The sequence below is a fragment of the Cupriavidus consociatus genome, from assembly GCF_017814975.1.
GTDB classification, from domain to species: Bacteria; Pseudomonadota; Gammaproteobacteria; order Burkholderiales; family Burkholderiaceae; genus Cupriavidus; species Cupriavidus consociatus.
Genome location: NZ_JAGIQA010000161.1, coordinates 1 through 622, shown reverse-complemented (window position 1 = coordinate 622; position 622 = coordinate 1). Strand labels below are relative to the sequence as shown.

The following is a 622-nucleotide window of genomic DNA, read 5'->3' as shown; positions in this document are numbered from 1 at the left end:
GCGCGCCGCCGGATTGCCCCCTCTCTGTGCATGCTGCCTGGTTGGCTGGCATGCCTGCACCGTTTCCGCAGCCTGCCTGTCGTGGAATCGAAGGGGTGATCGGACTCTCTGGCCACCCTGCGCGGAGGGTGCGTAAACCCTGACTTTCCCTTTGTTGACAACGATTCCGACCGACTCCTAAGATGATTCTATTCTATTTATACGTATAAATAGAATAAACAGGTTCGATTCTTGCTCGGTCACTGTTGGCGCCGGGCGAAAGTCACCAGTCGGGGAGACGGTGTCGCGCCAGGGACATGGCGTTGTCCAGACTTTCGCCCCGTGCAGCCCAATCCCCACATACCGAGGAGTGAGCCTTGAACCGTCGTGACCTGCTGAAACTGGCGGCGCTGTCTGCCGTTCCCACCTCCCTGATCCATGGCCGTAGCGCCTTTGCCGCCGGCGAGGCCCTGGAATTCGGCTGCCCCGTGCCCATGTCGGGCGCCTTCGCCGCCAACGGAAAGTTTGCCGACCTGGGCATGCGGCTCGCTCTTGACCAGTACGGCCAGGTGCTGGGCCGGCCGCTGCGCTACAGCGTGCTCGACACCGAAGGCAAGCCTGCCACCGCGGTGCGCAAGGTGCA

1 protein-coding gene is annotated in these 622 nt (G+C 62.4%); it reads left to right on the top strand.

What is annotated here, in order from left to right:
- Nucleotides 1-356: 356 nt before the first annotated feature.
- The coding region (locus J8I82_RS37905; RefSeq protein ID WP_209765771.1) for an ABC transporter substrate-binding protein at nt 357-622 on the top strand (266 nt) is incomplete at its 3' end.